Source organism: Marinactinospora endophytica, from assembly GCF_054780875.1.
In genome coordinates, this window is sequence record NZ_BAAGVM010000013.1 from 166,645 (window position 1) to 191,670 (window position 25,026).

A 25,026-nucleotide genomic window follows, 5' to 3' on the forward strand; every position below is an offset into this window, starting at 1 on the left:
TACTGGCCGGCCCCACCGTCCTACGGGGGGGCCGGGCGCCGTCAGCCGGAGACTCTGACCCTGGGGTCCACCCAGGCGTAGAGCAGGTCGACGATGAGGTTGCAGATGACCACGAAGAACGCACCGAACAGGGTGACGCCCAGGATCACGGGAAGGTCGCTCTGCACGATGGCCTGGACCGCGTAGCGGCCGATGCCGTTGAGCGAGTAGACCTGCTCGGTCAGCACGGCGCCGCCGAGGACCAGACCGATGTCCAGACCGAAGATCGTGACGATCGGGGTGAGGGTGGGGCGCAGGCCGTGCTTGAACACCACGGTGCGCTCCTTGAGCCCCTTGGCGCGGGCCGTGCGGATGTAGTCCTCCCCCATGGTCTCCAGCATGCCCGCGCGGGTCTGCCGGGCGTACTGGGCGGCCTGGAGGAAGGCGAGGGTCAGCCACGGCAGGATCATGCCGGTGGCCCAGGCCAGCGGGTTCTCGGTGATCGGGGTGTAGCCCGGGCTGGGGAAGATCCCCCAGGCGTGGACCAGGAAGGCCAGGGCGAGCAGACCGGTGAAGAAGACCGGCATGGACACGCCGGCCAGGGCGACGCCCATGGACAGGCGGTCGAAGATGCTGCCCTTCTTGATGGCGGAGATGATACCGACGGTCACACCACCGACCAGCCAGATGACGCCGGCGCCCAGGCCCAGGGTGAGGGTCACCGGAAGCCGGTTGATGATCTCCGGGAAGACCTCTTGGTAGGTCTGGAAGGAGTAGCCGAAGCACGGCGCGGAGCACTGCACGATGTCGCGGCCGAACTGGTATTCGGCGCCGACGAAGATGCCCTTGATGAACTCCCAGAACTGCAGCGCGATCGGCTGGTCCAGGTTGAGCCGGTCGATGGTGGCCTGGATGGCCTCGGGAGTGGGGGCCTTGCCGACGTACATCGTGGCGAGCTGCTCGGTGGTCTGCCCGGCCAGCCGCGGCACGACGTAGAAGATCACGAACGTCACCATGGTGACGATCGCAAGCAGCAGGACGCCGGCGCCCAAACGACGGAGAATGTAAGTGAGCAACGTGGCCGGCCGCGAAGGCCGGCCGAGCCCTTGTGGGACCCGGCCGCCCCCGCGGCCTTCACCTGCCTTCTAACTGGTCGAAGGTGCGGGTGTCGGACTTACTGTTCGGTGTTCGCGACGCCGAGGGCCATGTAGTCGTACATGGCGTAACCGGCGTGGAAGTAGACGTTGGTGAGGTTCTCAGGCCGGTACAACACCGACTTCTCGAACACCGCGGGCAGGATCGAAGCGCTCTCCATGACCAGACGGTCGATCTCGCTGTAGATCTGCGCCTGCTCCTCGGGGTCGGTCGTCTTGGTGACGTCGTCCAGGAGCTTGTTGATCTCCGGGTCGTCCAGCTCGGAGATGTTGGAGTTGCCGGCGTCCTTGATGTTGTCGCCGTCGACGATGTAGCTCAGGAAGCCGTAGCCGGTCGGCCAGTCGGGGATCCAGCCGTAGATGTTGAGGCCGAGCTCGTTCTCGTGGACGAAGTCCGGCGAGCCCGCCTGGGTGTTGGTGAAGGTGTCCGAGGGGTACTGCTTGATGTTCACCTTGATGCCGACGTTCTGCAGGCTCGCCTGGAGCGCCTCGGCAGCGGCGACCTCGGTGGGACGGTCGGCCCGGACGCCGAGGTTGGTGCTGAAGCCGTCGGGCTCGCCGCACTCCTCCAGCTTCTCCTTGGCCTTGGCCGCGTCACCCTTGTTGCCCTCGGAGGGGTACAGGTCGATCTCGGGGTCGTGCCCGGCGATCGCCGGCGGGATGACCTGGGTCGGGATCGAGCCGCCGACCTCGCCGCCCCAGGCGCGCTGGAGCGCGTCGTGGTCGGCCGCGTACATGATCGCCTGGCGGCAGGCCACGTCGTCCAGGGGCTCGACGACGTTGTTGATGGCGATGTAGCGCACGGCGCCGGTCTCGGGGTTGTCGATGAAGGGCTTCTGGGCCTCGTCGGTGAGCACCTGGCCCTTCATCGCCGGGCCCAGGCCGGTGCCGCCCAGGTCGACGTCGAGCTGGCCGTTGACCAGACGCTGGTCGATCTCGTTCTGGTCGACGCTCTCCTCGACCGTGATCCGGTCCGGCAGCGCCTTGCGGATCGGGTCGGTCTCGGGGTCCCACTGGTCGTTGCGGACCAGGGTCAGGCCCTTGCCCGGGCTGTAGTCGCTCTCGAACTTGTAGGGACCGGAGGAGACCACCCGGGTCTGGTACTGCTCACCGCGGTCGGCCTCGGCCGGGACCGGGGCGCTCTGCGGCTGGACCAGGACGTAGGGGAAGTCGGCGAACGGCTCCTTGAGGTGGAAGATCAGAGTCGTGTCGTCGGGGGTCTCGATGCCGTTGAAGCCGGCCAGCGGGTCGCCGTCGTTGGCGTAGGGGCCCGCGTAGTCGTCGCTGTCGGCGAGGAGGGAGGCGAAGTACTTGGGACCGTTGGGCAGGGCCTGGTCGCCGAAGTTGCTGCGCGCGATCGCGTACTTGATGTCCTCGGCGACGATCGGCGAGCCGTCCTCGTACTTCAGGCCCTCGCGCAGCTTGACCGTCCACGTCAGACCGTCGTCGCTGACCTCGGGGTACTCCGCGGCGAGGTCGGGGACCGCCTCGGTGGACGCGGCGCCCGGCTCCGGGTTGTAGGTCATGAGGGTGCGCGCGTAGTAGCGGCTGAAGTTCCACATGTACCCGTAGTAGGTGTTGCCCGGGTCCATGCTCTCGACGTTGGAGCTCATCGCATAGCGCAGCGTGCCGCCCTTGGCGTCGGAGGCGTTGACGATCTCCGTGCTGCCCTGGTCGTAGCTGCCGCTGGCCTCGCCGCCGCCGCTCTCGTTACCGCCGCAGGCGGTCAGCAGCAGGGACGCCGCCGCGCCGAGCGCGACGAATCCCAGTGCTCGGTTCCTCAATGTTCTGCCTTTCTCGCGGGCTGCGGGATGGGAAGGGGTGCTCTCCGGGCCTACCGGTGTCCCAGGTGACGGGAATCCGGTGGCGCTAGTCGGAGGAACGGGGGTCGAAGGCGTCGCGGAGGCCATCACCGAGCAGGTTGAACGCGAGGACCGTGATGAAGATGGCCAGGCCGGGGATGATCACGAAGTGCGGGGACGTCGTGTAGTACTGCAACGAGTTCGACAGCATGCCGCCCCAGCTGGGGGTGGGCGGGTTGATGCCGACGCCCAGGAAGGAGAGGGACGCCTCGAAGATGATGTTGGTCGGGATCAGCAGCGTCGAGTAGACGAGGATCGGCGTGACCAGGTTCGGCAGCAGCTCCCGGAACAGGATGTGGGTGTTGCTGGCTCCCAGGCTGCGCGCCGCCTCGACGAACTCGCGCTCCTTGAGACTGAGCGTCTGACCCCGGACGATTCGCCCGATGTAGGGCCAGTTGAAGAAGCCGATGATGAAGATCAGCACTCCCACGCGCAGCCCGTTGCCGGTGAGGCCGAAGGCCCCGTCGGGGATGACGCCGGCGAGCGCGATCGCGAACAGCAGCAGGGGGAAGGCGAGGAAGATGTCCATCGCCCGGCTGATGACGGTGTCGACCCAGCCGCCGAAGTAACCGGCGACGATGCCGAGCACGGTGCCGATGAAGACGCACAGCAGGGTCGCGCAGAACGCGACGAGCAGCGAGATCTGGGCGCCGTAGACGATGCGGCTGAACAGATCGCGCCCGTTGACCGGCTCCAGGCCGAGGAGGTGGTCCCCGCTGATGCCGCCGGTCTTGTCCAGACCGCTCATCGGGTCGTTGGGGTCGTTGAGGACGCCACCGGTGAGCGGGTCGATCAGGTTCTGGTGGAACTCGTTCGGCGGGTAGCCGAACAGCTTGGTCAGCACGGGGGCCAGGATCGCGGTGAGGATCAGCAGGATGACGACGACGCCGCCGGCCATGGCGACCTTGTCCCGCTTGAAACGCTGCCAGGCGATCTGCCGAAGGGACCTGTTCGCGGTGTTGCGAACGCCTTCGGTGATCGCCTCTGGTTCGGCCTTCTGCGCCGACTCCGGTGCGTCCAAAGGCGCGGTCATGGCACCACTACTCCCCCACTACTCCCGCTTGTGGCTGCGGCGTTGACTCCGGTGGATTCCCCGGACGGTCGGCTTCCTCGGCGACGCAGGCGTCCGCCCGCGCCCCGGCGGTCTGCCGTTACTGACGGTGAGTGGGTGGCTCTCCGTCAAGGGCGCGCGCACGGGCTCACTTAACGGCCGAAGTAAACACAGCTAACGCACGCTGTGCGCCGGGTAGCGCACGGCGAACAATTTACGCCGCGATACATTCCCGATCGTCCAATTTGCCGCGTTGTGGCTGAATCGTGACACGAGCCTCATAGATCCGTCACTTCAGGTCACATCACGCTGGGAAAGGCGACCGGAACAGAGTGTGCACGACGGGCTCGCCCAGCTCACCGAGACGCGCCTCGGCATGGACGATTCGTTATGCTCACCCCTCCATGCTATGGACATGAAACACACTTTTCGCCACATCTAGGACACACAACGGTCGCCGCTCCCGGAACGGGAACGGCGACCGAAAAACAGTGGACACCGGAAAGGCCGATCGCTAAAGGGGTTCGCTTCGCTTTCGGCCCTCGTTTAGGGGAGCTTGCCGCGGCGAGGGCGACCCCCTGGGCCACGGTGTGATCCCCGCCACTCCGCACCCTCAGCCGATGCCGCGGCGGCGCAGCAGCTCCTCGATGTCGCTGAAGTCGTCGTCCTCGGACGCCTTGGCCGGACGAGCTCCGCCCGTCCCCGGCGAGGCCTCCACCTGGGGCGTCCGCGGGCCTTGCGCGGCCTTCGGCGCGCCGGCGTCCGCGGCCTTGGGACGCCGCCCACCGGCCCCACGCGCCCGCATGATCCCCGACACCACCCACAACACCACTGCCAGCCCGGCCACGGCGACCCCCGCCCACACCAGCGGGTCGAACGCCAACCGGGCGAAGAAGCGGACGAGATCGGCGACGATGCCCCACAGCACCGTCAACATCCCCATCAGCCCCGCGGCCAGCGGCAACAGCGACCAGGCCACACCGCGCAGGCCCGCCGCGGCCCCCTTACGCCGCCACACCCCCCAAGAGATCAGCAGCCCCACCACCGTGAGGGCCGCTCCCAGCACCTGGCCTTCGAACGGAATCTGCGTCGGCATGTCCTCAGTCTCGCACCGTGACCTGCGCCGTCGCATCCGGTAGCTCCCCTAGGGAAGGGAAAACCGGCCCTGACGCGCGCAGCCCTTCGCGCCCGGGGCGCGAAGGGCTGTCGGCGGGAACGGCTACTCGGTCGCGGTCGTGCCGAGCGCCATGTAGTCGTACATCTTCCAGCTCGGGTTGAAGAAGGCGTTGGTCAGGTTGTCCGGCCGGTAGAGAACCGACTTGTGGAAGACCATCGGCACCAGCACGGCCTGCTCCATGACCAGCCGGTCGATCTCGGCGTAGATCTCGACCCGCTCGGCCTCGTCCTCGATCGTGACGACCTCGTCGAAGAGCTTGTTGATCTCGGGGTCGTCCAGCTCGGAGATGTTGGAGTTGCCGGCCTCCTTGATGGCGTCACCGTCGAGGATCTGGCTCATGTAACCGTAGCCACTGGGCCAGTCCGGCATCCAGCCGTAGAGGTTGATGCCCAGCTCGTTCTCGTGGACGAAGTCCGGCGAGCCCGCCTGGGTGTTGGTGAAGGTGTCCGAGGGGTACTGCTTGATGTTCACCTCGATGCCGGCGCGGGCCAGCGACTCCTGGACGGCCTCGGCCGCGGCGACCTCGGCCGGACGGTCGGAGCGGATGCCCATGTTGGTGGAGAACCCACCCTCTTCGCCGCACTCCTCCAGCTTGGCCTCGGCCTGGGCGATGTCCCCCTGGTTGTTCTCCGAGGGGTACAGGTCGAGCTCGGGGTCGGCGCCCGCGATCGACGGCGGCAGGACCTGCGTGGCGATCGTGCCGCCGATGTCACCGCCCCAGGCGCGCTGCACCGCGTCCCGGTTGATCGCGTACTGCACGGCCTGCCGGCACGCCTGGTTGTCGAACGGCTTGACGTGCACGTTGAGGTTGAGGAAGTAGTGCGCCCCGTTCTCGGGGTTGTCCAGGTTGACCTTCTCGGCCTCGTCGGTGACGACCTGGCCCTTCATCGCCGGGCCCAGGCCGGTGCCGCCCAGGTCGACGTCGAGCCCGCCGTTGACCAGACGCTGGTCGATCTCGTTCTGCTCGACCCCCTCCTCGACCGTGATCCGGTCCGGCAGCGCCTTGCGGATCGGGTCGGTCTCGGGGTCCCACTGGTCGTTGCGGACCAGGGACAGGCCGCTGCCGGGGTTCCAGTCCTCCTCGAACTTGTAGGGACCGGAGGAGACCACCCGGGTCTGGTACTGCTCGCCCTTGTCGGCCTCGGCGGGCACCGGCGCGCTCTGCGGGTGCACCATCACGTAGGTGAAGTCGGCGAACGGCTCCTTGAGGTGGAAGATCAGAGTCGTGTCGTCGGGGGTCTCGATCGCGTCGAAGCCGGCCAGCGGGTCGTCGGGGTCGGCGTAGGGCCCCTCGTAGTCACCGGACTGGTCGAGCAGCTGCTGGTAGTACTTGGGACCGTTGGGCAGGGCCTGGTCGCCGAAGTTGCTGCGCGCGATCGCGTACTTGATGTCCTCGGCGACGATCGGCGAGCCGTCCTCGTACTTCAGGCCCTCGCGCAGCTTGACCGTCCAGGTCCGGCCGTCGTCGCTGACCTCGGGCAGCTCGGCGGCCAGGTCGGGGACGACCTCGCGGCCGGCCTCACCCGGCTCCGTGGCGTAGGTGTAGAGGGTGCGGGCGTAGAAACGGCTGAAGTTCCAGATGTAGCCGTAGTAGGTGTTGCCCGGGTCGGTGCTCTCCATGTTGGCGGAGATCGCGAAGCGCAGCGTGCCGCCCTGGGCGTCGGAGGCGTTGACCTTCTCGGTGAGCCCCTGGTTGAACTCGACGTCGGCGGCGGCTCCGCCCCCGTCATCTCCCCCGCCCGAACAGGCGCCGAGCAGCAGGGTCGCGGCGGCTCCCGCCGCAACGAACGCCAATGCGCGTCGTCTTCTCAATGTCGTGGCCTCTCTCACGGGGTCGAAGGACGGGTGTCCGGGGCCGGTGGTGACCGAGTGACCGGACGATAGGAAGGGCAGACGAACCGACCGGTACGGATGGCGTCCATCGATTCATGCGGCACTCTATTTGAATTCCTCCCGTTTTCCCGGGCGTGTCCCAATCGTGATTGAAAGCCGATGTGACCGCGATCCTCCGAAAACGCTCTGAAATCAGGTGAATACAGAAAGGAGGCGACGGTTCATCCGTCGCCTCCTTGGTCCGCGGGGCCGCCCGGACCGTCCCACGTCGGGCTCAGCCGCGGGGCTGTTCCACCAGGCCGCGCAGCCACGCCGCGTCGACCCCCTCGAGCGAGGGGATGACCGTGCGGCCCGGCGCCGGTTCGAGCGGCACCTTGTGGGGGACGGCCACCGTGACACAGCCGGCCGCCTGCGCCGAGGCCACCCCGGTCGGGGAGTCCTCCACCGCGACACAGCGGGTGGGGTCGACGCCGAGGAGCCGCGCCGCCTTCAGATAGGGCTCGGGGTGGGGCTTGTTGTGCGCCACCTCGTCACCGGCCACGACCACGTCGAAGTACGCGGCGCCGATCTGCTCCAGCACCGTCTCGGCCAGTCCGCGGTGGGTGGAGGTGACCAGGCCCGCCGGGATACCCGCCGCCGCCACGTCGGCGACGAGTTCGGCGGCGCCCGGGCGCAGCTGCGCCCCCTGTTCCACCCTGCGCCGCATGGCCTCGTACATCATCGCGACGACCCGATCAGGACCGACCGTGGTACCGGTCAGGTCGATGATGTAGCCGGCGACCGCGCCGGCCGCTCGGCCGACGTTGCTCCGGTGGTCGTGGTCGGTCCACGTGCCACCGAGCGCCTCGGTGACCTCGGCCTCGGTGTCGCCCCACATCCCCTCGGTGTCGACCAGGGTGCCGTCCATGTCGAACAGGACGGCCTGGAGATCGGTGGCGGGTCGGGGGGATACGGGGGCGGGGCTCTGGATGGAGGTCATACGTTGAAGTATTTCGCTTCCGGGTGATGGACGACGATCGCGTCGGTGGCCTGTTCGGGAACGAGCTGGAACTCTTCGGACAACGTCACACCGACCCGTTCCGGTTCCAGCAGGCGCATGATCTTGGCGCGGTCCTCCAGATCGGGGCAGGCGCCGTAGCCCAGCGAGAACCGGGCACCGCGGTACCCCAGCTTGAAGAACGCGTCCAGGTCGGCCGGGTCCTCGCCCGCGTACCCCAGCTCCGCGCGCACCCGCGTGTGCCAGTACTCGGCCAGCGCCTCGGTCAGCTGCACCGACAGGCCGTGCAGCTCCAGGTAGTCGCGGTAGGCGTTCTTCTGGAACAGCTCCTGGGTGGCCTTGCTGATGGCCGAGCCGACCGTGACGACCTGGAAGGCCACCACGTCGAGCTCGCCGGAGGACTTGGGACGGAAGAAGTCGGCCAGGCACAGGTGCCGGTCACGGCGCTGGCGCGGGAAGGTGAAGCGGGTGCGCTCGCCCCCGTCCTCGTCGAGGACGACGAGATCGTCGCCCTCGCTGTAGCAGGGGTAGTAGCCGTAGACGACGGCCGCCTCCAACAGCCCCTCGGTCTGGATCCGGTCCAGCCACATGCGCAGCCGCGGACGCCCCTCGGTCTCGACCAGCTCCTCGTAGGAGGGGCCGTCACCGCGCGAGCCCTTCAGTCCCCACTGCCCCATGAAGGTCGCGCGCTCGTCGAGGAAGGCCGCGTACTCGGCCAGCGGCAGCCCCTTGCTGATCCGGTCGCCCCAGAACGGCGGCTCGGGGACCGGGTTGTCGACGGCGACGTCGCTGCGCTCGGGCATCTGCTCGGGTTCGGTCACCTTCAACCGGGCGCCGGTCTTGACCCGCCGCTGGCGCAGTTCGGGCAGCTTCGCGCCCGGGACGCCGCGCTTGACCGCCATGAAGGCGTCCATCAGGCGCAGTCCCTCGAAGGCGTCGCGGGCGTAGCGCACCTCGCCGTCGAACAGCTCGGCGAGGTCCTGCTCGACGAAGGAGCGGGTGAGCGCGGCCCCTCCCAACAGGACCGGGTAGCGCTCGGCCAGCCCCCTGGAGTTCATCTCCTCCAGGTTCTCCTTCATCACCACCGTCGACTTCACCAGCAGGCCGGACATGCCGATGACGTCGGCGCGTTCCTGCTCGGCGGCCTCCAGGATCGCCGACACCGGCTGCTTGATGCCCAGGTTGACGACGTCGTAGCCGTTGTTGGACAGGATGATGTCGACGAGGTTCTTGCCGATGTCGTGCACGTCGCCCTTGACCGTGGCGAGCACGATGCGGCCCTTGCCCTCGTCGTCGCTCTTCTCCATGTGCGGTTCGAGGTAGGCGACGGCGGCCTTCATCACCTCGGCCGACTTCAAGACGAAGGGCAGCTGCATCTCGCCCGAGCCGAACAGGTCGCCCACGACCTTCATCCCGGCCAGCAGCGTGTCGTTGACGATGGCCAGCGCCGGGCGTTCGGCCAGCGCCTCGTCGAGGTCGGCCTCCATCCCGACGAGCTCACCGTCGATGATCCGCCGCTCCAACCGCTCCCACAGCGGCAGGGCCGCCAGCTCCTCGGCGCGCGAGGCCTTGAGCTGCTGGGCGTCGACCCCCTCGAACAGCTCCAGGAACCTCTGGAGGGGGTCATAGCCCTCGGACCGCCGGTCGTAGATCATGTCGAGCGCGACCGTGCGCTGTTCCTCGGGGATCCGGTTCATCGGCAGGATCTTGGAGGCGTGCACGATGGCGGAGTCCAGCCCCGCCTCGACGCACTCGTGCAGGAAGACCGAGTTGAGCACGATCCGCGCGGCCGGGTTGAGACCGAAGGAGACGTTGGACAGGCCCAGCGTGGTCTGGACGTCGGGGTGGCGCCGCTTGAGCTCGCGGATGGCCTCGATCGTCTCCAGCGCGTCGCGGCGCGACTCCTCCTGCCCGGTGGCGATGGTGAAGGTCAGGCAGTCGATGATGATGTCGGCCTCGCGGATGCCGTAGTCGCCGGTCAGCTCGGTGATGAGCCGCTCGGCGATCTCGACCTTCTTCTCCGCGGTCCGCGCCTGGCCCTCCTCGTCGATGGTCAGCGCCATGAGGGCGGCGCCGTATTGGACCGCCAGGGAGGCGACCTTGGCGAAACGGGACTGGGGCCCGTCGCCGTCCTCGTAGTTGACGGAGTTGAGGACCGCGCGCCCGCCGATCATCTCCAGCCCCGCCTCCAAGACCTCGGGCTCGGTGGAGTCCAGGACCAACGGCAGGGTGGAGGCGGTGGCCAGGCGCGAGGCGAGTTCCCGCATGTCGCGCACGCCGTCGCGACCCACGTAGTCGACGCACAGGTCGAGCATGTGGGCGCCGTCACGGATCTGGTCGCGGGCGATCTCGACACAGTCGTCGTAGCGCTCGGCGATCATCGCCTCGCGGAAGGCCTTGGAGCCGTTGGCGTTGGTGCGTTCGCCGATGGCCAGGTAGCTGGTGTCCTGGCGGAACGGCACGCTCTGGTAGAGCGAGGCCGCCGACGCCTCGCTGAGGGGCCGGCGGTTCTTGACGCCCCGCCCCGCGACCCGCTCGACGACCTGGCGCAGGTGCTCGGGTGTCGTGCCGCAGCACCCGCCGGCCAGCGACAGCCCGAACTCCGAGACGAACGCCTCGTGGGCGTCGGCCAGCTCTCCGGGCTGCAGCGGGTAGACCGCGCCGTCGGCGCCCAGCTCGGGCAGGCCCGCGTTGGGCATGCAGGAGATCGGCAGGCGCGAGTGCTGCGACAGGTAGCGCAGGTGCTCGCTCATCTCGGCGGGACCGGTCGCGCAGTTCAGCCCGATGGCGTCGATTCCCAGCGGCTCCAACGCCACCAGTGCCGCGCCGATCTCCGAGCCCAGCAGCATGGTCCCGGTGGTCTCGATGGTGACCTGCGCGATCACCGGGACGTCGACCCCCGAGGCGACGCGGGCCCGATGCGCGCCGATCACCGCGGCCTTGGTCTGGAGGAGGTCCTGACAGGTCTCGATGAGGATCGCGTCGGCGCCTCCGTCGATGAGCCCCTGGGCGCACTGCTGGTAGTAGTCGCGCAGCGTCGCGAACGCCGCGTGGCCCAGCGTGGGCAGTTTGGTGCCCGGCCCCACCGACCCCAGCACGTAGCGCGGGTGGTCGGCGCTGGAGTAGGAGTCGGCGACCTCCCGCGCGACGCGGGCGCCGGATTCGGCGAGCTCGTAGGTGCGCTCGACGATGCCGTACTCGCCGAGGTTGCCGAAGTTCGCCCCGAAGGTGTTGGTCTCGACGCAGTCGACACCGACGTCGAGGAAGGCCGCGTGCGTGGCGCGCACCACGTCGGGACGGGTGACGTTGAGGATCTCGTTACATCCCTCGTGCCCCTGGAAGTCGTCGAGGTCGAGGTCGTGTGCCTGAAGCATCGTGCCCATGGCGCCATCGGCCACGATGACGCGCTTGGACAGGACTTCCCGGAAGGAGGGGCGAGAACTCATGGCTCACAACTTTAGTGTCGGAGGACCGCCCGAACCCTGGCAGGTCCGCGGCGGGGCGGACCACGCGGCCGGGGACCCCTGTGTCCTCACGCCGCGGGGCGGCAGAACGCGGCGTTTCCGGCCACCTCGCACGACGATACCTCACCCCCCTCCGCCCCTCCCGCCCCGAAGAGGTCCGGAACATCCGGGGGCGCAGCGCTGTTGACACAGGGGTGATGAGTCGTCCCTCCAGGTCAACGAGGCACCACCGCGTCACCGCGCAGTGGGCTGGCCGACACTTGCCCCTCGCCCCCTGCGACGTGGCAGGGCCAACGCATAGGGTGGGTCCGTCCGACCACAAGTGGCCCGGCTCCGCCCGCGGGAAAACCCCTCCACACGGAAGGCCTGGTCCGTTACGGTGCGGGCACGATTGGATGTCGATGTTGTCGACCGGACTGTCCCAGAACGGACATCCGGAATGTAAGGAGGCGGCCTGTGCCTGAGCTCGACAGCGTTCCCGAGCTCGTCGAGCCCGTCATGGTGGCCGCGTTCGATGGCTGGAACGACGCCGGTGAGGCGGCCAGCGCGGTGATCGAGCACCTGGCCACGGTCTGGGAGGCGCGGGAGCTGCTGCGCCTGGACTCCGACGACTACTACGACTTCCAGGTCACACGGCCACGTGTGACGATGGCCGACGGCCACAACCGCGGCATCACCTGGCCGGCGACCCGGGTGTCCCTGGCCCGCCCCTCCGGCGGCGGACACGTGGTGCTGGTGCGCGGGATCGAGCCGAACATGCGCTGGCGCGGCTTCTCCAGCGATCTCCTGGCGGTGGCCCGCGAACTGGGCGTGCGCCGGGTCATCCTGCTGGGCGCGCTGCTCGCCGACTCCCCGCACACCAGACCGGTTCCGGTCACCGGCGTGGTCTCGCCGCCCTCCCTGGCCGCGTCGCTGCCGGTGCGGCTGGAACCGGCCTCCTACGAGGGGCCCACCGGCATCGTCGGCGTGCTCCAGGACGTCTTCGGGGCGGCCGGGCTGGAGACGATCTCGCTGTGGGCGGCCATCCCCCACTATGTCGCCCAGCCGCCCTGCCCCAAGGGGACGCTGTCGCTGCTGCGCCGCGTCGAGGACATCCTCGACCTCACCGTCCCCCTCGGGGAGCTGCCCGAGGAGGCCCGCGCCTGGGAGCACGGCGTGGACGAGCTCGCCTCCGAGGACTCCGACATCGCCGGCTACGTGCGCAGCCTGGAGGAGGCCAAGGACGCCGCCGAGCTGCCCGAGGCCAGCGGCGAGGCGATCGCCCGGGACTTCGAGCGCTACCTCAAACGGCGCGGCCAGGGCTGAGGTCCCCGGAGACCGGGCGCGCCGTCCTGCTCAGGGCAGGATGGCGCGCCACTCGCCGGTGGCGACGACCGCCGCCCAGGCTCCCGCGATGCGGGCCAGGCCACGGCGGACCTCGTCGACCACGGCCGGGGCCAGCGGTGACAGCGCGGCCTCGCCCGGCGCCAGCCGGACGGTCACCCGCAGGCCGTCGAGGACTCGTTGGGCGCGCGCGACCGTCTCGGGGTCGGGCTGCCCGCCCGCGGCGTGGCGCAGGTGCGCGTACAGACCGTCGCGCAACGTGACGGCCTCGCTGTGGTCGGCCAGCGTGATGGGGATCGCCCCCTCGGTGACCAGCCGGTGCTTACGCAGGAACGCGGCCAGCCCCGCCCGGTCGGACAGGGAGTCTCCGGAAAGGACGAAGGCGCGGATGAGCGCCGCGGCGGCGCTCGTGTCGGTGGGGGTTGTCATGATCTCATCTCACCACGCGACGCGACCACGCCATGACGTTTCGTCGGTCCGGTGCCGGTCGTCCGTCGTCGCGCGCGACGACGGACGACCGGCGGCGCTCACTCGCCGCTCTCGCGGATGGCGGTCAGGAGGCGTTCGGCCGTGCTCGCCGCCTCTTCGTCCCCGGCCGCCCGGAACAGGCCGATGGCCGCCTCGGCCTCCCTCTCGGCGTCGCCCGGCTGCTCGTTCCACAGGAGCCTGGCCCGGTCGAAGCGGATCGAGGCACGGGTCCAGTGGGCCTGTTCCTCGGGGATGTCCAGACCGGAATCGGCCACCGCGCGGTCCAGCCACTCCTCCGCCCGCTGTGAGGCCGATCGCGCCTCCTGGTGTTCCCCCGCCCAGTGGTGCGACATGGCGGCACGCTGGTGGCGGTCGGCGGCCTGGAAGGGTTCGCCCAGCTCTTCCCACATCCGCGCGGCCGCGTCGAAGCGGGCGGCGGCCTCGGCGTCCCGGTCCAGGCCGCTCAGCAGCAGCGCCGTCTCGTCGGTGAGCATCGCCAGGGCGGGCGTGGTCTGCTCGGCGCCCTCCAGTCCGATCAGTTCCTCCCACCGTGTCAGGGCGTCCTCGACCTCGCCGATGGCCGTGAGCGAGCGGGCCAGGATCTCCCGCAGCGCCATGCGCTCGCCCTTGTCGAAGCCCGCCTCCTCCTCGACCGCCAGGGCCTCCTCGGCCACCTCCGCGGCCTCCAGGTGGCGTTCACCGGCGAGGTAGGCGGCGGCCAGCGGGAAACGCGCGTGGGCGGCGGGCTCGGCCTGCCCCGACGCGGTGAACAGGGCGACCGCCTCCGCCAGCGGCGCGATCGCCTCGGCGGACCGTTCCGTCCCGTGCAGCCACCGGCCCTGGAGGAAGAGCGCCGTGGCCCGCAACCCGTCGGGGACCTCATCGGGATCCTGCGCGACCGCCTCGGCGAAGGCCGCGTCCACGGGCTTGTCGTCGCCTCCCTGCGACGCCAGCGCCTGGAGGGCCTGGGCGTGCCACAGGGACGCCTCGGCGAGGGCCAGCGGGGCTCCCACCGCCCGGGCGGTCTCGCGCACGACGGCGAGCTCCGCGGCGAACTCCTCCACAGCGGCGTCGGCGCGCACCATCGCGTGGGCGTGGGCCCGGCGGACGGCGAGGACCGTCGTGGGCTCCTCCGGTCCCAGGTCCGCGGCCTCCTCGATGAGCTCCAGCGCCCGCTGTGGATCCTCCCCCAGCAGGACCTGGGCGTAGCGGACCCGCGTCATGACACGCTCATCGACGTCGGCGTGAAGATCCTGGTGTTCCAGCGCGGCCTCCAGGTATTCCCGTCCGGCCTCCTCTCCCTGCTCCAGGAGCAGGGCGCCCAGACGGCCGAGGGTCCGGTGGCGCTCGATGTCCAGGCCGACGGCGGCGAACGCCTCGGCGGCCGCGCGGAAGGCCTCGGCCGCGCCCGGCAGGTCGCCCGCCCATCCGCGCAGGCCACCCTCCAGTTCGGTGCGGCGGGCGAGGGCCTCGGCGGACGGCTGCGCCTCGCGGGCGAGAGCGTCGAAGCGCTCCAGGACCGTCCGGGCCGCCTGGCAGCGGCCGACCCGCCACAGCCCCACGGCCCGTTCCAGCAGCTCCGCGCCGTCCCCGGAGGTGTCCACCCGGGGACGGGGCGTGTCCGCCGGCGACATCGACGTGCGGGAACGGGCCGGCCGGGGCGCGTGTTCGCTGAGGGGCAGGTGGTCAAAGAGCGGCTCGGCCTCCAGTCGGGCCCGCACCCGATCGCCCTGGGCCGTGGTGCGGTTGCGCTCATCGAAGCGCGCGGCGATCTCCAGGGCGTCGGCGCGCAGGAGATCGCGCAGCTCGTGGGCGGTGACGTCGCCGGCCGGGCGGTCGCCGTGGGCGGGGCGCCCGACGGTCAGGTGGCCGTGACCGGTGGCGGCGAGCCGGTCGAGCAGCAGCGCGGCGGAGGCCGCGAACATCATCGCGTCATGCGGGGTGGGGGGCGTGTCATAGGTCCCCAGGTGGCGTTCCAGGATCTCCAGGCCGCGCGCCTCATTGCCGGTGAGCGCGCAGAAGTAGAGGTGGTCGCCGATGGCCGCGAGGTAGTGCGCGGGGTTGCGGCGGTGGACCCGGTAACCGCGACGGTGGGCGTCGACGGCCTCCTGGGGACGGCCGGTACGCAGGTAGGGCAGCATCAGGGTGCGGAGGATGTCCTGGGGCTGCTCGGTGCAGGTGAGGTGGCCGTCGAGGACGGGGCGGGCCAGCTCGATCGCCGCCTCGTCCGCGCCCGCCAGGATGAGATGGGAGGCCATGGAGGAGGGGTCGCAGCCCTCGCAGTCGGAGTTGCCGTCACGCGGCGTGGTGCGCCACAGCTCGAACTGCTCGGCCGCGGTGACCGCGTCCCCGATGTGGCGGGCGACGACGTTGCGGTAGTGGTGGACCGCCTGGAGACTGTGGCCGCCCTCGCGGTAGCGCCGTTCCATGTCGTCGAGGACGGCGTAGGTGCGCTCCAGCGGGATCTCGGGGAACTCGGTGAGGGAGTTGACGATCCACTTGAAGTGCCAGAGCAGCTGCTCCTGCGCGCCCGTCCCGTAGCGGGCGGGGTCGGCGTCAAAGGCGCTCAGGCACCGGGAGAAGGTGGTGAACGCCTTGGCGGGCTCGCCCCCGTGCTGGTAGGCGCTGGTCAGGCGCATGCGCAGGTGGAACAGGTCGAACTCGTCGGCGCCCGCGACGGTGGCGGCGCGCAACGCCTCTTCCATGACCAGGGTCTTGGCCGTGCCATAGGGCAGGCCGGCCGCCTGCTCGAACAGGTCGCGCCAGTCGCGCTCGCTCACGTGTTCTCCTCGGGGTCGGATCGGACCGCCCAGTCGAGCAGTCCGAGGAAGGACTGGTTGAGCGCCGCGGTGTCGGCCGGACGCAGGGGGTGTCGCCCGTGCAGCAGCGCCTGGCCGTACAGCGAGCGCACGGCCAGGGCGATGAGGTCGGGGTCGGTCAGCGTCGTCACGCGCCGGGTGAGGGGGTTGGCGTGGTTGAGCACCAGCCGGGGACGGTCCGCGGCGAGCGCCGGCTCCAAAGCGCCCAGCACGTCGGCCCACAAAGGGTCGGCCGCGGCCCGGGACTCGTTGAGTTCCGCCTGGTGCTCGGCGGCCCGGCTGGTCAGGTAGAGCGCGGGCACCGCGGCCGGGGCGTACTCGCGGACCACGACGGCGCACCCCAGGGGGTCCATCGCGCCCTCGGCCGCGGCGAGGAAGTCGCGCAGGCGCAGTCCGGTGGCGGAGTCGACCATGCCGAACCTGGTGCTGAGCTCGCCGGGGTCCAGGGGGCGCAGCCGCAGCTTCGGATCCAGCTCGCCCAGGCGCTCGATGATCTCGGCGTCGTAGACGTAGCCGCCGTTGACCAGGCCGATGCCCTGCGCGGCCGAGACCGCCGAGAGGCCGCGGAACTCGTCGACGTCGCGGGTGAAGCGGGCGTCGGGGTGGCGGCGGGCGAACTCCGCGAGCGTCATCGCGCCGTCGCTGGTCTCGAACTCCAGCCAGCGGTAGACCAGCTCCAGCATGCCGTCGTCGTGGACGGCGAGGGCCTTGACCCCGATGTGGTGCAACCGCAGGAACTCGCGCAACCGGGTGGGGTCGCTCTGGGACAGGGCGACCAGCCAGTCGCGCAGCCGCTCGCCCAGCGCCTCTCGGACGTGGCCGAGCAGGTCGTCCTCGTACAGCGCCTCGCGCGAGGCCGTGGGACGCAGCTCCTCCGCGTCGACCACACAGCGGACGAAGAACGCCCAATCGGGCAGCAGGTCGGGGACGTTGCCGGCGAGCAGCATGCGTTTGAGGTAGACCCGGTGGGTGGCCCGGGCCGTGGGATTGGCCGATGTGGGCAGGACGAAGGCGACGCCGCTCAGGCCGGCCTCGGGGACCTCCAGGTCGATGATGTCGAGCGGGGTGAACCCGAACAGTTCGCGGCAGTAGGACTCCAGCGCGGCTCTTCGCCGGGCGGGCGTGGCGTGGGCGGCCCGCCAGGGCACCGCGTCGCCGGTGACGGGGGTGGGGCCGACGGTCAGCGTGACGGGGAGCAGGGAGCCGTACTCACGGGCGAGTTCGGTGATCGTGCGGGTGGTGAACCACTCCTCGCAGCCGGGGCGGGGGCGCAGCACGACCGTCGTGCCGACCTCGGGCCGCTCCTCGGCGGCCTTCTCCACGCGGTAGCGGCCGTCGGCCCGCCCGATCCAGCGGATCGTCGGCCCTCCCCCGGCCGAGCGGGTGACGACCTCCACCTCGTCGGCCACCAGGAACCCCGACAGGAGGCCGATGCCGAACTGCCCCAGGAACTCGTGCCGGGCGTAGCCCAGTTCGTCGCGCTTGGCCGAGCGTCCGATGGTGGCCAGGAGCTCGTGCACCTGTTCCTCGGTGAGGCCGATCCCGGAGTCGTGGACCCGCAGGGTGTCGTCTCCTCCGGTGCCCGGCGGCTCGATGTGCACCTCGGCCGGAGCCTGGGGGTCGGCGGCCCGGCGCGCGGTGATGGCGTCCACGCCGTTTTGCAGCAGTTCGCGCAGGTAGACCCGGGGGCTGGAGTACAGGTGTCGGCTCAGCAGGTCGACGACTCCGCGCAGATCGACCTGGAAGGCCCGTTCGGCCACGTCTCGTCCTCTCCCGCCGCATGACGCCCCACGCGCCCGCGCGGGATGCGGCGGTTGAACCGTAACGCAGACCGATGACGGTTTTGCCGCTTTTTTACCTGGGTGCTCGTCCCGCGGCCACGCCCCCTTGACGGTGCCGCCCGGGAAGGCGGCACCGGAGCGGGAGAGCGGCGGCTACAGCTCGACGCCGAGGAGAGCGTCCACCGTGGCGCGTACCAGCGCCGGCGCCTCGGGGTCCGCCCCCTCACCGGCCAGGACCGCCGCGGCCCAGGCGTCGACGGCCGCGACGGCGGTGGCCGTGTCAAGGTCGTCGGCCAGGGCGGCGCGGACGCGGTCGAGCACCGGAGCGGCGTCGGGGCCGGAGGAGGCCGCCACCGCGGCCCGCCAGCGCTCCAGGCGCTCGGTGGCGCCGGCCAGCTCGGCGTCGGTCCACTCCCAGGCCGTGGCGTAGTGGTGCGGCAGCATGGCCAGGCGGATGGCCATCGGGTCGACCCCGGCGGCGCGCAGGCGGGAGACGAAGACGAGGTTGCCACGCGACTTCGACATCTTCTCGCCGTCCAGGCCGACCATGCCGACGTGGACGTAGTTGCGCGCCTGGGGGTGGGTGCCGGTGGCACAGCGGGCCTCGGCCGCGCCCATCTCGTGGTGGGGGAAGACGAGGTCGTCTCCACCCCCGTTGACGTCGAAGCCCATGCCGAGCTCGCGCAGCGAGATGGCGCTGCACTCGACGTGCCAGCCGGGGCGGCCACGTCCCAGCGAGGTGTCCCAGGCCGGCTCGCCCGGCCGCTCGGCCCGCCAGAGCAGCCAGTCCAGCGGATCCTTCTTCCCGGAACGCTGCGGGTCGCCCCCGCGCTCGGCGAACAGCCGCAGCATCTCCTCGCGGTCCAGGCCGCTGACCTCGCCGAACCCGCGGGCCGCGGCCACCGAGAAGTAGATGTCGCCGTCGAGCTCATAGGTGGCGCCGCGGGCCCGCAGCTTCTCGATGAACTCGACGATGAGGTCGATGGACTCGACGACGCCCACGTAGGCGCGCGGCGGCAGGATGCGCAGCGCCGCCATGTCCTCGCGGAACACCTGGATCTCGCGCTCGGCCAGTGCCCGCCAGTCCTCGCCGGTGGCCTCGGCGCGCTCCAGCAGCGGGTCGTCGATGTCGGTGGTGTTTTGGACGTAGTCGACCTGGTGGCCCGCGTCCCGCCAGACCCTGTTGACCAGGTCGAAGGTCAGGTAGGTGAAGGCGTGCCCCAGGTGGGCGGCGTCGTAGGGGGTGATGCCGCAGACATACATCCGCGCGGTCGGCCCCGGGTCGGTGGTACGCAGGCCACCGGTGACGGTGTCGTGGACGCGGAGTGGCCCGCCGTTACCGGGCAGGCTGGCGATGTCGGGCGCAGACCAGGAACGCATAACGTAGAGACTATCCGCCCATCTGGGCGGAAAAGGTGGTGACGCAGGGTTTCCCGGAGTGAGATGGGTCGGCGGGGGCTCTGCGCCCCCGCGCGGTCACGCCCCGTTCCGGTGGAGCCGGACGATCAACCCGACGCTGGCCGCCACCGCGCACCCGCACACAACGGCCATGGCGTGGTTGCCCAGACGCCAGTGGACGAGGGCGGCCACGAGCGCGACGACGTAGAGTAACCAGTATGACGCCGGTTCCCAGGAGAGGTGGGCGGATCCGCCCATGTCCCCCGGTCCGGGTGACGGCCCAGGCACCGGGACACGCACCTCCTCACGCATCGGACGCCCGGCGTCGTGCCTCATCGGCCCCGCCGACAGCCCGTTGCTCGTTGTTTACGCTGGAGAGGACGTGTTTCCCGGGACATGGGTTTACCCGTGGGCGGGTGCGGATGCGCGCCGCCCGGTCCCTCAACCGACCATGTACCAGGCCCCGGGGTCGCCCGGGCTCCCGTTGAACGCGTAGCGCACCACCCCCGGCGCGACGGCCAGCAGGGTCACCGACGTGCTGGCCCAGGCGCGCCCGCCGGGCAGATCCATCCGGGCGAACAGGGCGGAGGAGTCCCCGCCCTCCTCCCCTGCGCCGCGCGCGGGCCCGGCCGCGGCCTCGTTCACGAGGGACAGCCAGCCGCCCCAGATCTCCTCCGGCCGGCTCGCGGCGCGCAGCTCCCCGGCCCCCGTCCGTGGAAGTGCCGCGGTGAACAGCGGCGCGTGGCGGCGGGCCCGGGGAGCCTCGGGATCCCAGCCGCTGTTGACGAGGACGTGCACCCCGGGCGGCAGCCTCCTGCCTAGGAGCCGGGCGCCGTCCCAGGAGTACAGGACCGCCTCCGCCGGATCGGCCCGCAGCAGGTGGAAGGGGTCGAAGCGCGCCGCCTCGGCCGCGTCCGGCACCGCTCCGTGGGCCGCCGCCGACAAGGGGAGCTCTCCACGGCTGCTCCGACCGGCCGGCCCGCCCTCCTCGGCCGGCGCGCGCTCCATCCTCGGGGTGACCTCGGGAAACCCGTTCAGTACGGCGCCCACGCGCGGGACGGCCCCCGGGGCGACCGCCAGCCACGTTCCGCCCGCTCGCAGGTCCCGTCCCCCCACGACCTCGGGCAGCCTTGGCCAGTGCCGGGCGGGCGGCAGCCAAGGACGATCGGTCATCTCATCGCGCACGGCCGCGATCAGCAGCGGAACCGGCGCCGCCGGATCGTGGAAGACGACGACCGTGCACATGGGGCCTCCCCTCGGCGCCGGACCGGCCGGCACGGGATCCGGACCGAACCCGGGAAGCGGGTGCGAACACCCGATCCACTCGTGATGGTGGCACTACCGCAGCGGGATCGTCCCTCCCATAAGCTCAGCGCAGCGCCCGCAGGCCCCTATTGTGGCAGCGGCCCCTCCACGCGCTTCGCGCGGGACGGGCCTGCCGGCCGCGGGCCTTCCCGCCCCGAGATGGAGAACGGATGTCCGACTACAACGGCCGGCAACCTCCCGCCGCGCCCGTCCTCGACAAGGCGCGCGGCCTGAGCTCGGCCGAAGTGGCCGAACGGATCGCGGCCGGACAGGCCAACGACGTCCCGGTCCGGTCCGGGCGGACGGTCGGCCAGATCGTCCGCGCCAACCTGTTCACCAGGATCAACGCGATGGTCGCGGTGCTGTTCGCGATCATCGCGGTCATCGGCCCCCTTCAAGACGGCCTGTTCGCCCTGGTCATCGTCTTCAACACGCTGATCGGGATCGTGCAGGAGCTGCGCGCCAAGCGCACGCTGGACCGGCTCGCCATCGTCAACGCGGCGCGTCCGCGGGTGCTGCGTGACGGCGCCACCGTCGACGTGGCCACCCAGGAGGTGGTCATGGACGACGTCATCGAGATCGGTCAGGGCGAACAGGCCGTGGTCGACGGCGTGGTGGTGTCGGCCTCCGCCCTTGAGGTGGACGAGTCGCTGCTCACCGGCGAGTCCGACCCGGTGCTCAAACGCCCCGGCGACCCGATCCTGTCGGGCAGCTTCGTGGTGGCCGGTAGCGGCCTGTTCCGGGCCACCCGGGTGGGGCGCGCCGCCTACGCCGCGCGGCTGGCCGAGGAGGCGAGCCGGTTCGGACTGGTCCGTTCGGAGCTGCGCTCGGGCGTGGACCGGATCCTGCGCATCATCACCTGGCTGCTGCTGCCCACCGGCGCGCTGCTCATCTACAGCCAGCTGTTCCTCGGCGGCCACGTCACCGACGCGACGTCGAGCGGCGGGACGATCTCGGGTCCGCTGGCCGACGCGCTGCGCGGCACGGTGGCGGCGCTGGTGTCCATGATCCCCGAGGGGCTGGTGCTGCTCATCAGCATCGCGTTCGCGGTCGGGGTGGTCCGCCTGGGACGGCGCCACTGCCTGGTGCAGGAACTGCCCGCGATCGAGGGGCTGGCCCGCGTCGACGTGGTGTGCACGGACAAGACCGGCACGCTCACGGAGAACGGGATGCGGGTGGCCGAGGTGCGGGTGCTCGACCCCACGGGGGCGCACTCCGTCGACGACATCCTGGCGGCGCTGGCCGCCGCCGACCCCAGCCCCAACCGCAGCATGGCCGCGATCGCCGAGGCCCACCCCAGCGCCCCCACGTGGCCGGTCGTCGCCGTCGCCGCGTTCTCCTCGGCCCGCAAGTGGAGCGGGGCGACCCTGAAGACCCCCGACGGCGAACGGCACTGGGTGATCGGCGCCCCCGACGTCCTGGCCCCGCCGACGAGCCCGGTCGCGGCCGACGCCGAACGGATCGGGGCGGCTGGACTGCGGGTGCTGCTGCTGGCCCGGGCCGGCGAACGGGTGGACCGGGAGAACGCCCCCGGCGAGGTCGCCCCGGTCGCGCTGGTCGTGCTGGAGCAGCGGGTGCGCGACGACGCCGCCGCGACACTGCGCTACTTCGCCGACCAGGACGTCGAGGTCAAGGTCGTCTCCGGCGACAACGCGACCTCGGTGGGCGCCGTGGCCCGCGAGCTGGGACTGCCCGGCGCGGACGCCCCGGTGGACGCGCGCGGCCTGCCCGAGGACGATGGCGACTTCGCCGCGCAGGTCGAACAGGGCCGGGTGTTCGGCCGGGTCTCCCCCGAGCACAAGCGGTCGATGGTCACCGGCCTCCAGGAACGCGGCCACACCGTCGCCATGACCGGCGACGGGGTCAACGACGTGCTCGCGTTGAAACAGGCCGACATCGGCGTCGCGATGGGGTCGGGCAGCCCGGCCGCGCGCTCGGTCGCCCAGATCGTGCTGCTGGACGACCGGTTCGCCACGCTGCCCCACGTCGTCGCCGAGGGGCGGCGCGTGATCGGCAACATCGAACGGGTGGCCAACCTCTTCCTGACCAAGACGGTGTACTCGATGACGATGGTCACGATCGTCGGCCTGATCGGAGTGGCCTACCCCTTCTTCCCCCGGCACGCGACCCTGATCAACGCGCTCACCTTCGGCATCCCGTCGTTCTTCCTGGCCCTGGCCCCCAACGGGGAGCGCGCCCGTCCCGGTTTCGTCGGGCGGACGCTGCGCCTGGCCGTCCCGGCCGGGCTGGTCAGCGGTATCGCCGCGGTGACCACCTACCTGCTCGTGCTCGACGGCGCGGCCACGCCCACGCTCGCCGACCGCACGGCCGTGGTGGTCACCCTGTGCGCGACGACGCTGTGGGTGCTGCTGCTGGTCGCCAAGCCCTATGTGTGGTGGAAGGTCGCGCTGGTCGGGGCGATGGCGGGGCTGTTGCTCGTGGCCCTGTTCAGCCCCGCCGGCCAGGCCTTCTTCGCGTTGGACACCGGCGACCCCGCCAAGCTGGTCACGGGCCTGGTGGTGGCCGGCGCGGCGGCCACGCTCATCACCGTCATCCGCCTCGTGGACGACCGTCTGCTGCGCCGTTCCTGAGGCGTCCCGGCCCGGCGCGCGGGCCGTGGAGCGCGCCGCCGGCCGCCCCGTGGAGGGGGCGGCCGGCGGCGCTGTGCCGGGGCGGGGTCACGCTCCAAAGGAGCGGGGGTCAGACGGGCGGCCAGGGGACCGCGGGCCAGTCCGGGGAGGGATAGGGGTGGATCCGGTGCTCGCACAGGATCTCCACCCGGCGGACCATCGCGTAGCGCTCGGGGCCGGTGAGGTGGCGGGCGAGTTCGGCGTTCAACGGGTCGTCGGGCTCGGCCAGCCGCCCGCGCAACCGGACCAGGGCCTCCAGGGCCTCCTGGGTCAGGGGTTCGCCCCGCCACTGCCACAGCACCGTGCGCAGCTTGTACTCCTCGGCGAAGGAGACGCCGTGGTCGCATCCGTAGAGGTGGCCCTCCCGTGTCGGCAGGAGGTGGCCGATCTTGCGGTCGGAGTTGTTGATGACGGCGTCGAAGACCGCCATGCGGCGCAGCCCCTGGTGATCCTCACGCCGCGACAGCTCGATCAGGTCGGCCTCGGGGTCGCCGTCGATCCACAGCTGCACCATGCCCTCGCCGTAGGGGCCGTCGCGGTGGACCGTGGGCGGGACGATCGACCAGCCCAGGGCCTCGGAGACGGCGTAGGCCGCGACCTCGCGGCCGGCGAGGGTGCCGTCGGGGAAGTCCCACAGCGGGCGCTCCCCCGCGACGGGTTTGTACACGCACGCCGCGCTGGCCCCCGCGGCGCTGACCGTGCAGTACAGGGTGACGTTCGAGGCGTCGGCCAGCCGGCCGGCCACCGAGAGCTCCCCCACCCGCAGGAGCTCCTCGGCGTCGGTGGTGGTGAGTCCGTCAAAGGACGCGGTCATCTCCCCTCCTGGCCGGGCCGGCCGGAGCATCACCGGCCCGTGGGCTTGTAACCGTTCTGGCGGGGGCAGATATGCCCCGCCGGGTCGAGCGGCCGGCCGCACAGCGGACAGTTCGGCCGGCCCGCCGCGACGACCCTCATGGCCCGGCCCGCGAAGGCGCGGGCCGCGGCCGGGGTGAGATGGACGCGCAGCACGTCGCGGTTGTGGGCCTCCTCGGCGAAGACCTCGAGCTCCGTCTCCGTTCCGTCGGGGTCCAAGGCGGCCTCGGCCGCCGCCTCGTCCAGTTCCTGCGCCTCGATCACGACCCGGCCGGTGTCGGGGTCCCAGGCCAACGCCATCGTGCCGACCCGGAAGTCCTCCTCGATCGGCTGCTGCAACGGGGCGTCGTCGATCGGGTCGGTGGCCGCGAGATCGCCCGCCTGCACGCCGAACCGCTGCCGAACCTCGTCGAGAAGCTCCTCGATGCGCTCGGCGAGCGCCGCGACCTGGGCTTTCTCCAAGACGACGCTGGTGATCCGACCGCCGCCGACGGCCTGGAGGAAAAAGGTCCGCTCACCGGGCTGGCCGACGGTGCCGGCCACGAAGCGCTCGGGAGGGTCGTATTGGAACACGGGCATGGCTGAAACCCTAGAGGATCGTGTCCGCCGTGGCGATCCGGCGGCCCGCCGCCCCGAGGACTAGCCGTTCACATCTCCATCCTGCCGTTGCCGTCGACGATCGTCAGCGCGTGCATCGCCGCGGCGGCGAGCTGGATGAGACCAGCTCGGTTGCTCCAGTCGCAGGCGATCTCGATCGGACCCGCGTGCAGGATCGCGGTCTGGGAACCGGTGTCGGTCACCCTGGTCTGTCCGGTGAGCTGCCCGGCCCGGATGGTGCAGGGGGCGGTCCGCCCGCTCTCCATGGCGCCTTCCATGTCAGCAGACCCTACCCTTCCTCCCCCTCCGCGGGACCGCAATACCCGGGAAACGGGT

Annotated in this window: 18 protein-coding genes; 2 read left to right on the forward strand and 16 right to left on the reverse strand. The window is 71.0% G+C overall.

The window, feature by feature from the left end; all coding sequences use genetic code 11:
• Positions 1-41: 41 nt before the first annotated feature.
• The 7 genes from ACYVHU_RS22300 to metH all read right to left on the reverse strand — a co-directional run bounded on the left by ACYVHU_RS22300 (position 42) and on the right by metH (position 11,499).
• Positions 42-1,055 (reverse strand): ABC transporter permease, encoded by a 1,014-nt coding sequence (locus tag ACYVHU_RS22300; RefSeq protein WP_078763781.1) that lies wholly within the window; start codon positions 1,053-1,055, stop codon positions 42-44.
• Positions 1,056-1,153: 98 nt separating this feature from the next.
• Positions 1,154-2,917: an ABC transporter substrate-binding protein gene (locus tag ACYVHU_RS22305; RefSeq protein ID WP_144390268.1), complete on the reverse strand. Its 1,764-nt coding sequence runs from the start codon at positions 2,915-2,917 to the stop codon at positions 1,154-1,156.
• Positions 2,918-3,002: 85 nt separating this feature from the next.
• Positions 3,003-4,028: an ABC transporter permease gene (locus tag ACYVHU_RS22310; protein WP_078763783.1), complete on the reverse strand. Its 1,026-nt coding sequence runs from the start codon at positions 4,026-4,028 to the stop codon at positions 3,003-3,005.
• A gap of 631 nt (positions 4,029-4,659) precedes the next feature.
• Positions 4,660-5,142 carry a cellulose synthase gene (locus tag ACYVHU_RS22315; protein ID WP_078763784.1) on the reverse strand — a complete coding sequence of 161 codons (483 nt, stop codon included), beginning with the start codon at positions 5,140-5,142 and terminating at the stop codon, positions 4,660-4,662.
• A gap of 123 nt (positions 5,143-5,265) precedes the next feature.
• On the reverse strand, positions 5,266-7,017 hold the full coding sequence (locus tag ACYVHU_RS22320) for an ABC transporter substrate-binding protein (protein WP_235001167.1): 1,752 nt from the start codon (positions 7,015-7,017) through the stop codon (positions 5,266-5,268).
• 313 nt (positions 7,018-7,330) lie between these two features.
• On the reverse strand, positions 7,331-8,035 hold the full coding sequence (locus ACYVHU_RS22325; protein WP_078763786.1) for an HAD family hydrolase: 705 nt from the start codon (positions 8,033-8,035) through the stop codon (positions 7,331-7,333).
• Positions 8,032-11,499: a methionine synthase gene (metH, locus tag ACYVHU_RS22330; protein WP_078763787.1), complete on the reverse strand. Its 3,468-nt coding sequence runs from the start codon at positions 11,497-11,499 to the stop codon at positions 8,032-8,034. Before metH ends, ACYVHU_RS22325 begins: the two co-directional genes overlap by 4 nt.
• Positions 11,500-11,973: 474 nt before the next feature.
• Here metH and ACYVHU_RS22335 point away from each other — a divergent pair, with 474 nt between their 5' ends.
• On the forward strand, positions 11,974-12,822 hold the full coding sequence (locus ACYVHU_RS22335; RefSeq protein ID WP_078763788.1) for a PAC2 family protein: 849 nt from the start codon (positions 11,974-11,976) through the stop codon (positions 12,820-12,822).
• Between the two features lie 30 nt (positions 12,823-12,852).
• Here ACYVHU_RS22335 and ACYVHU_RS22340 read toward each other — a convergent pair whose 3' ends face one another.
• From ACYVHU_RS22340 to ACYVHU_RS22365, 6 genes are all read right to left on the reverse strand, one after another.
• Positions 12,853-13,269, reverse strand: coding sequence for an ABATE domain-containing protein (locus ACYVHU_RS22340; protein WP_078763789.1), 417 nt, complete (start codon positions 13,267-13,269; stop codon positions 12,853-12,855).
• Positions 13,270-13,367: 98 nt separating this feature from the next.
• On the reverse strand, positions 13,368-16,088 hold the full coding sequence (locus ACYVHU_RS22345) for an ATP-binding protein (protein ID WP_144390269.1): 2,721 nt from the start codon (positions 16,086-16,088) through the stop codon (positions 13,368-13,370).
• Complete coding sequence (locus tag ACYVHU_RS22350) at positions 16,085-17,887, reverse strand: HSP90 family protein (RefSeq protein WP_078763791.1); 1,803 nt, start codon at positions 17,885-17,887, stop codon at positions 16,085-16,087. The genes ACYVHU_RS22345 and ACYVHU_RS22350 overlap by 4 nt, the downstream gene beginning before the upstream one ends.
• A gap of 174 nt (positions 17,888-18,061) precedes the next feature.
• Complete coding sequence (mshC, locus tag ACYVHU_RS22355) at positions 18,062-19,288, reverse strand: cysteine--1-D-myo-inosityl 2-amino-2-deoxy-alpha-D-glucopyranoside ligase (RefSeq protein WP_078763792.1); 1,227 nt, start codon at positions 19,286-19,288, stop codon at positions 18,062-18,064.
• 96 nt (positions 19,289-19,384) lie between these two features.
• Positions 19,385-19,564, reverse strand: a complete 180-nt coding sequence (locus tag ACYVHU_RS22360; RefSeq protein ID WP_078763822.1) for a hypothetical protein — start codon at positions 19,562-19,564, stop codon at positions 19,385-19,387.
• Between the two features lie 183 nt (positions 19,565-19,747).
• Positions 19,748-20,551, reverse strand: coding sequence for an NRDE family protein (locus ACYVHU_RS22365; protein ID WP_078763793.1), 804 nt, complete (start codon positions 20,549-20,551; stop codon positions 19,748-19,750).
• Between the two features lie 230 nt (positions 20,552-20,781).
• On the opposite strand from ACYVHU_RS22365, the gene ACYVHU_RS22370 reads away from it, so the two are divergent.
• Positions 20,782-23,202, forward strand: a complete 2,421-nt coding sequence (locus tag ACYVHU_RS22370; RefSeq protein WP_078763794.1) for an HAD-IC family P-type ATPase — start codon at positions 20,782-20,784, stop codon at positions 23,200-23,202.
• 109 nt (positions 23,203-23,311) lie between these two features.
• Here the strand turns inward: ACYVHU_RS22370 and ACYVHU_RS22375 are convergent, their stop codons facing one another.
• The 3 genes from ACYVHU_RS22375 to ACYVHU_RS22385 all read right to left on the reverse strand — a co-directional run bounded on the left by ACYVHU_RS22375 (position 23,312) and on the right by ACYVHU_RS22385 (position 24,968).
• Complete coding sequence (locus tag ACYVHU_RS22375) at positions 23,312-24,055, reverse strand: SCO1664 family protein (protein ID WP_078763795.1); 744 nt, start codon at positions 24,053-24,055, stop codon at positions 23,312-23,314.
• 29 nt (positions 24,056-24,084) lie between these two features.
• Entirely contained in the window at positions 24,085-24,672 is a 588-nt protein-coding gene (locus tag ACYVHU_RS22380) for a DUF3090 family protein (protein WP_078763796.1), read from the reverse strand.
• Positions 24,673-24,740: 68 nt separating this feature from the next.
• Positions 24,741-24,968, reverse strand: coding sequence for a hypothetical protein (locus ACYVHU_RS22385; RefSeq protein ID WP_078763797.1), 228 nt, complete (start codon positions 24,966-24,968; stop codon positions 24,741-24,743).
• Positions 24,969-25,026: the final 58 nt, after the last annotated feature.